We start from the raw sequence: 6893 nt of genomic DNA on the forward strand, positions 1-6893 counted from the left end.
TAGGGAAGGTGCGAATAAGCGGGGAAATTCTTCTCGGCTGACTCAGTCATTTCATTTCTTCATGTTTGAGCCGATTTTTTCTCCCGTAAATGCCTTGAATCAGCCTATTTAGACCGTTTCTTCGCCATTTAAGGCGTTATTCCCAGTTTTTAGTGAGATCTCTCCCACTGACGTATCATCTGGTCCACCCGAAACAGGTTGGCCAGGGTGAATAACATCGCCAGTTGGTTATCGTTTTTCAGCAACCCCTTGTATCTGGCTTTCACGAAGCCGAACTGTCGCTTGATGATGCGAAACGGGTGCTCCACCTTGGCCCGGATGCTGGCTTTCATGTATTCGATGTTGATGGCCGTTTTGTTCTTGCGTGGATGCTGTTTCAAGGTTCTTACCTTGCCGGGGCGCTCGGCGATCAGCCAGTCCACATCCACCTCGGCCAGCTCCTCGCGCTGTGGCGCCCCTTGGTAGCCGGCATCGGCTGAGACAAATTGCTCCTCTCCATGCAGCAGATTACCCAGCTGATTGAGGTCATGCTCGTTGGCCGCGGTGGTGACTAGGCTGTGGGTCAGGCCACTCTTGGCATCGACACCAATGTGGGCCTTCATGCCAAAGTGCCACTGATTGCCTTTCTTGGTCTGATGCATCTGCGGATCGCGTTGCTGCTCTTTGTTCTTGGTAGAGCTGGGTGCCTCAATGATGGTGGCATCGACCAAGGTGCCTTGGGTCATCATGACGCCTGCTTCGGCCAGCCAGCGATTGATGGTCTTGAACAATTGGCGGGCCAGTTGATGCTGCTCCAGCAGGTGGCGGAAATTCATGATGGTGGTGCGGTCCGGCAAGGCGCTATCCAGGGATAACTGGGCAAACAGACGCATGGAGGCGATTTCGTACAGAGCATCTTCCATCGCGCCATCGCTCAGGTTGTACCAATGCTGCATGCAGTGAATGCGTAGCATGGTTTCCAGCGGATAGGGCCGTCGGCCATTGCCCGCCTTGGGATAAAACGGCTCGATGACAGCGGTCATATTCTGCCATGGCAGAATCTGCTCCATGCGGGAGAGGAAAATCTCTTTTCGGGTCTGACGGCGCTTAGTGCTGAATTCACTATCGGCGAAGGTGAGTTGATGGCTCATGATGTCCCTCTGGGATGCGCTCCGGATGAACATGATGATCTCATATCAGGAACTTGTTCGCACCTTCCCTGTCTATCGCACATTTTTGCAAATCCCGTCGATTATTTATTTCCATATGAAACTGAAATCCGTAGCATAGTTTGACGAAAAGAACAGGCCATCAGGATGAAAATGGCCCGGGTAACAAGCCACCACCTGAAACGGATGTCAGCCTCTAGGAGCTGTAACCTAAGGGCGGTAGCGTGCCTGCGTCAGGCCACTCGTTCTGAAAAACCGAGCGTCCCGCCCCCCAACCATTACAGATCAGACAAAGGGCTACGTACCCCATTGGCGGCGTTTTGCAGCACATGGGTATAAATTTGTGTGGTTCGAACATCAGAATGGCCCAGTTGCTCCTGCACGGTTCGAATATCCGCCCCCCGCGCCAGCAAATGGGTGGCAAAGGAATGGCGCAAGGTATGACAGGTGACCGGTTTTCCCAGCTGCAACTGACGCGCCGTGGCACGAACCGCTTTTTGCAGGGTGGTTGGATCCAGATGATGTCGACGCAAGGCCCCATCGACAGGATCGCGACTCAGATGGGATGCCGGAAACAGGTAGTGCCAACCCAGCTCTTTGCTGGCGGCCGGATACTTGCGCGCCAATGCCGTCGGCAAGGCCACCCCGGCATACGCGTCGTTTAAGCAGTCCGTCATATAAAAGCGCTGGACGTAGGCAATTTGCTCCCGCAGGGCCGGAATGAGTTCCGAGGCCAGAGTCACACGCCTGTGCTTGCCCCCTTTGCCATTCCAGACCATCAGGCAGAGGTAGTTGAAGTCGATATCCTGCACCCGCAGGCGCATCACCTCCATCAGCCTGAGTCCGCTGCCATACATCAGTTGCGCCAAGAGACGAAGATGAACTGGCATAGCCAGCAACAAGGCTCGGACTTCACTTTGCGTCAAAACAGTTGGCAGTTTGGGAGGGCGCTGGCTGCGCGTAAATTTCATCTCGAGCTGCAGAGGCCGTAACAAGACAGTGCGATACAAGAAGACCAGCGCATTCAACGCCTGGGCCTGAGTCTTGACAGCCACATGGCGCTCGGTGACCAGATAGGACAAAAATTGCTGAACCTCCGCCTCACCCAGCTCGACCGGATGCTTCATCCGGGAAAAACGGATAAATGCCTTGATCCAGTGCAGATAGGCTTCAACGGTTGCCATCGCGTAACGCAGCATCAACATCTGCTCATAGATGCTTGCCAAAAACGGCGAATGAGGCTTGCGCATGAGTCACCTCCATATGTATATATAAACAGTATATACACGAGCAAGTCCCATTGCTGACTATGAAGAAACTTTCCGCATTTTTGCATAATCTATGCGGTACAAAAACATTGCCAAAGCGGGCTTTATCCGGGATTTTCAAGCTTCCGGTACATAGTCTCACACCAGACTATGACGACCCGATCCACCCCAAAATCACGGATAGATTCCGTACAATAAATTGTTAACCCCTAAGGAAGTATCGTGAAACTATCACTAATGGCAGCAATTTCGAAGAATGGAGTTATCGGAAATGGCCCAGATATTCCATGGAGTGCCAAAGGGGAACAATTACTCTTCAAAGCGATTACCTATAATCAGTGGCTTTTGGTAGGCCGAAAGACTTTTGAGTCAATGGGGGCTTTACCCAACCGAAAATATGCCGTTGTAACTCGTTCAAGCTTCACTTCCAGTGATGAGAATGTATTGGTATTTCCATCTATCGATGAAGCGCTAAATCATCTGAAGACGATAACGGATCATGTGATTGTGTCTGGTGGTGGTGAAATATACAAAAGCCTGATCGATAAAGCTGATACTTTACATATTTCAACAATCGACATTGAGCCAGAAGGTGATGTCTATTTTCCAGAAATCCCCGGTAGTTTTAGGCCAGTTTTTAGCCAAGACTTCGTGTCTAACATAAATTATAGTTACCAAATCTGGCAAAAGGGTTAACAAGTGGCAGCAACTGACCGCCAAAAGTGTCACTTGTTTTGCCAAAAAGCCGGCAAAACAAGCGCCAATTTTGTCGGCAGCTGTGCCAGGCGTTAGACGACTTAGGCAAGTTCGCCGCACCTGAAGGGGAAACAGCAAAGATGAAGATGTTGAGCTTCGAAGGCTTCATGAATGATTTTGGCAAAGCTGCGCCAAACAGCATGAACATGTCCATCTACCGCGACAACTTCCAATGCGCCTGTGGGCGAAGCCATTGGTTTGATGAGTCCATAGATGTGATTTGCCAAGGCGGGATTATGAAAATAATGGTTGTCTGCCCAGATGATTCATCCTACATAACTAGCCTAAAGATCAAAACCTTTATGGTCTTCAAGTTCAAAGGCTTTGAGTCTCTTTCTGGCACTCGCATATCCAGCAACGAAGATCGTGTTGCGTTCTCCTCTATTCGCCAATACATGAGGCGCCGATAAGCATGGGGGTCTTACTTCTCATCCTCGCCGTTGCTGGCATTGTGTACCTTTTCGCATCTTCCAAGACACGGAGAGATACAGCAGTCGAGTCAAGGGTCAAACGAATGGTTTCATCTGGCGTAGGCTACTCAACCTTCCCAGACCTCTACTATGAGGCAGCAAAATCGTATGCCATCTCAAAGGGAGCCACCGCTGCTGATCGTGAGAGTGCATCCGCAAAAGTCGTAATAGATGCCGCCGTCTATTTCGTCGTCTTCATCCGAGACACAAGCGGCGGAACCATTATCACCGTCGAGCGTGACTCAGATGTAACAAAGCGCGTTCTTGATGACATGAATCGCATGATGAGACATTGATGACGCAAAAGTCGTCTAACAATTCATTCAAGCCGACGCCGCTTCGCGGCGCGGCTTAATTCAGGCGTTAGCCTCCACGGACAGCCATGAACCGCCTACTTCAAATTGGATTCCAACCCGCCGGTCACTGGCTACTCGTCAACGGGAAGCTCAAGTTCGACCTCACGCGGCATGCCACACAAACGAACATCCTTTATGCTTTCGTCTGCGATGCGGAGGTCATGTACGTGGGGAAAACGGTTCGAACCCTCGCAGTCCGCATGTCGGGCTACAGGACGCCGACTAGAACACAAACGACCAACGTGAATAACAACCGCCGCATACTCGATTTGCTTGCGCGCGGAGCAGCTATCGAGATATTAGCGTTGCCCGACAACGGCCTCCTTCACTATGGAATGTTCCATCTCAATCTCGCCGCAGCGCTGGAGGACGACATCATTCGGAAGCTTAATCCTCCGTGGAACGGCGGAAAGCCTGAAAAGCCTCTTGAGCCCGAGACTGAGTCCGCGGAGTCGCTCCCAGAGCTGACACCAACCGCAACCGAGAGATTTCACTTCACGCTGCAGCCGACATACTTTCGTTCGGGCTTCTTCAATGTGGGTGTATCTTCACAGAAGCACATTGCCTCGGATGGAGAAACGATCGAGTTGTTCTTGGGAGATGCGGCACAGCCGGTTCTGGGCACCATAAACCGTAGAGCTAATAGCAACGGAACGCCGAGAATTATGGGTGGCACAGCGCTGCGCGACTGGTTTCAAGAGAGTGCAAGCGCAATGGACACAATCTCTGTGCAAGTCCTCTCTCCAGCATCCATTCGTCTCTCCGCAGGTGGCGGCTAACCCTTCCATCGAGCGGACGTGCCCCGGCAAGCCGGGTCGCGCCGCTCATGTCAAACGTTATGCATCATTGGCTCAATTACGCGAGGACTGAATGACTGAGCAATCAAAGGTTCAGGCTTACATAAACAATTTCCGGAGACGGCTGGCACCATTTCTTCGTCCAGGAATTGGCCTAGATTGCAACGTCTATCCCGCAGTTGATGGTGGCGCGGTCTTGGTCTTTCGAATCGGGCCAAACGTCGAAAACGACGACAAGTATCATCCGGCATACCCGTCTCTCGGGCGCGCGCTATCTCAGATTGAACAGCGTGCGTTTGGTGGAAATCTCGACGGCTTCACTTTCGGAGGTACGAACGTAATCCTTGAGCAAGATCGCATCATCTTTATCAAGGAAGGTTCTAGCCAAGAGTGGTCCGATACGGCAGCCGAGAAAGACGTGGCATCAGTGCTTGCTCCCCATAGAAGGGGGCAAAAATGAAGCTCGGGCCAATTGAAGGTACAAAGGAAGAAATTACCGGGTTCTTCCAGGACAACGGCTTGAAGGCCAGCGACTATTTCCAAATACAAGAGGCTCCGATTGGAACGTTATGGCTCGTCGTTCCAGCTTTTTGTGTTGTCGCGTCCCTTGGTGCTCTGACATTGCTGGAGTCTCTGAAGCAAGGCCATCAGACATTCATATTTCTCATCGGCTGCACGGCCATTGTGTGGTTGGCAACGGTGGTTCAGCTACGTTTTAAGCACGCATGGGCAACGGGCATTGTAGTCATTGGTGGCTTGCTACTTATGCTCGTGGCGTTGGGTGCTATTTCACCAACCCAAATGCTTAACGAAGTGAAGTCGCTACGAAAATGATGCATAACCCTTCAGTCGAGCGGACCTGCGCAAAAACCGCGCAGGCCGCTCACTTCCACGTTATACGATACAAATGGTACTCATGAATGCTTATTCAACGAAGTATTGCAGATGATTTATTATATAAATATCAAGCGGTGATGATGTACTTGAATGGTGGATTGCTTCCAAATGGCGCTTTGGAGTTTGCAGTCATTCGACCTGAAATTTATAACTGCCTTGATGAAATTAATGATGCAATGTCAGGTGTTGTTGGTGGCGATTTTGTGAACAACCTGAGACGTGCAGTTTATGGAAAATTCATATATCTTAAAAATTATAAAGATGGTTATGCTTTTATGCATATAGAGACAGGTGCTTTCTATATGGCATTTGCATTAACAACGCGCATCGAAGAACTATCCAAAGAGTTTGCCGTGGTTAATACCGCACTAATCCCATTTAACGGAATTCTTGTGTGTGATGGCCTACTGACAACATACAATGTCACATTAGGTAAAAACTACATCAAAGAAATCCGTGATGCTTATTGGAAAGCAAAGCGGAGCGGCTCGCTAATTAGATTTGTATAACAAATAGTTTAAGTCGTTCGCTTCGCTCACTGGGACGCGCGATAAAGCCGCGCGCCCCATAACTAAAATGTTGTGCGGTTTGCCAAGCAATTGAGTTGTAGTGGCAAGAGCGGTTGCGATAGCAGGCAATATTGAATCCTGCTGGTTTTCAAGCTCGGTCGTTGAGGTTGGGTGAATCATCCAAACCAATGCGTTGTCAGCAGCATCTTGGTGGCCGATTTAAGTTCAGTTTGAATACCAGCAATGGCGCTGTTTTCTTCTTTGGTGTTAGCGGTCTAGGTTAAACGTCAGCATCAGCGCCCTGCTCTTCTTTGTTCCAATTCTGGCCGTGAACCATGCCCGTATCGGCTGCGGTTCTTTGCTCTATCAGGTTGGTCTGGCTCGGGTAAATCAGCGTTCTATTCTTCGTGACGCTGCTCAGGCCAGTCTGTTTCAGCGGCTTAATTTCGTTGTTGCCCAAGCGGCTGTCATAGCCAGCTTCGTTGCAGCTCACAACAAATAGTTTAAGTCGTTCGCTTCGCTCACTGGGACGCGCATAAAAGCCGCGCGCCCCATAACTAAACCTGATTACCCATGACCCTCAGCCAGCTTCAAGAGCCGATATGGCATCGGAGGGCTTGCCACGACTGCATGCCCCAATTCAACCAACATGCTCTTGAGGTCAAAACGATGATTAAACCGGAAGCAGTATT

The 6893-nt window shown here is 50.4% G+C and carries 9 protein-coding genes and 1 pseudogene; 6 read left to right on the forward strand and 4 right to left on the reverse strand.

The window, feature by feature from the left end; all coding sequences use genetic code 11:
* Positions 1 to 149: 149 nt before the first annotated feature.
* Both AB5Y81_RS03900 and AB5Y81_RS03905 read right to left on the reverse strand, forming a co-directional pair.
* The gene (locus AB5Y81_RS03900; protein WP_201889691.1) at positions 150 to 1130 is read right to left on the reverse strand and encodes an IS5-like element ISKpn26 family transposase; all 981 of its coding nucleotides are present in this window, start codon (positions 1128 to 1130) and stop codon (positions 150 to 152) included.
* Between the two features lie 296 nt (positions 1131 to 1426).
* Complete coding sequence (locus tag AB5Y81_RS03905; protein ID WP_279484731.1) at positions 1427 to 2398, reverse strand: integron integrase; 972 nt, start codon at positions 2396 to 2398, stop codon at positions 1427 to 1429.
* 240 nt (positions 2399 to 2638) lie between these two features.
* Here AB5Y81_RS03905 and dfrA15 point away from each other — a divergent pair, with 240 nt between their 5' ends.
* The 6 genes from dfrA15 to AB5Y81_RS03935 all read left to right on the forward strand — a co-directional run bounded on the left by dfrA15 (position 2639) and on the right by AB5Y81_RS03935 (position 6201).
* Positions 2639 to 3112: a trimethoprim-resistant dihydrofolate reductase DfrA15 gene (dfrA15, locus tag AB5Y81_RS03910; RefSeq protein WP_001830196.1), complete on the forward strand. Its 474-nt coding sequence runs from the start codon at positions 2639 to 2641 to the stop codon at positions 3110 to 3112.
* A gap of 140 nt (positions 3113 to 3252) precedes the next feature.
* Complete coding sequence (locus AB5Y81_RS03915; protein WP_279977872.1) at positions 3253 to 3582, forward strand: hypothetical protein; 330 nt, start codon at positions 3253 to 3255, stop codon at positions 3580 to 3582.
* A gap of 442 nt (positions 3583 to 4024) precedes the next feature.
* Positions 4025 to 4777: a GIY-YIG nuclease family protein gene (locus AB5Y81_RS03920; protein WP_043133635.1), complete on the forward strand. Its 753-nt coding sequence runs from the start codon at positions 4025 to 4027 to the stop codon at positions 4775 to 4777.
* Positions 4778 to 4868: 91 nt separating this feature from the next.
* The gene (locus tag AB5Y81_RS03925; protein ID WP_103828957.1) at positions 4869 to 5255 is read left to right on the forward strand and encodes a hypothetical protein; all 387 of its coding nucleotides are present in this window, start codon (positions 4869 to 4871) and stop codon (positions 5253 to 5255) included.
* Positions 5252 to 5629 (forward strand): hypothetical protein, encoded by a 378-nt coding sequence (locus AB5Y81_RS03930; protein WP_201880196.1) that lies wholly within the window; start codon positions 5252 to 5254, stop codon positions 5627 to 5629. The genes AB5Y81_RS03925 and AB5Y81_RS03930 overlap by 4 nt, the downstream gene beginning before the upstream one ends.
* Positions 5630 to 5715: 86 nt before the next feature.
* Positions 5716 to 6201: a hypothetical protein gene (locus AB5Y81_RS03935; RefSeq protein ID WP_157162231.1), complete on the forward strand. Its 486-nt coding sequence runs from the start codon at positions 5716 to 5718 to the stop codon at positions 6199 to 6201.
* A 280-nt stretch (positions 6202 to 6481) separates the two neighbouring features.
* On the opposite strand, the gene AB5Y81_RS03940 is transcribed toward AB5Y81_RS03935, so the two are convergent.
* Together AB5Y81_RS03940 and AB5Y81_RS03945 are read right to left on the reverse strand one after the other, a co-directional pair.
* The gene (locus tag AB5Y81_RS03940; protein WP_147273948.1) at positions 6482 to 6661 is read right to left on the reverse strand and encodes a hypothetical protein; all 180 of its coding nucleotides are present in this window, start codon (positions 6659 to 6661) and stop codon (positions 6482 to 6484) included.
* A gap of 107 nt (positions 6662 to 6768) precedes the next feature.
* Positions 6769 to 6893: pseudogene (locus tag AB5Y81_RS03945) on the reverse strand (IS1595 family transposase); the annotation flags it as partial.

The organism is Aeromonas sp. s2 (assembly GCF_040907935.1).
GTDB classification, from domain to species: domain Bacteria; phylum Pseudomonadota; class Gammaproteobacteria; order Enterobacterales; family Aeromonadaceae; genus Aeromonas; species Aeromonas dhakensis.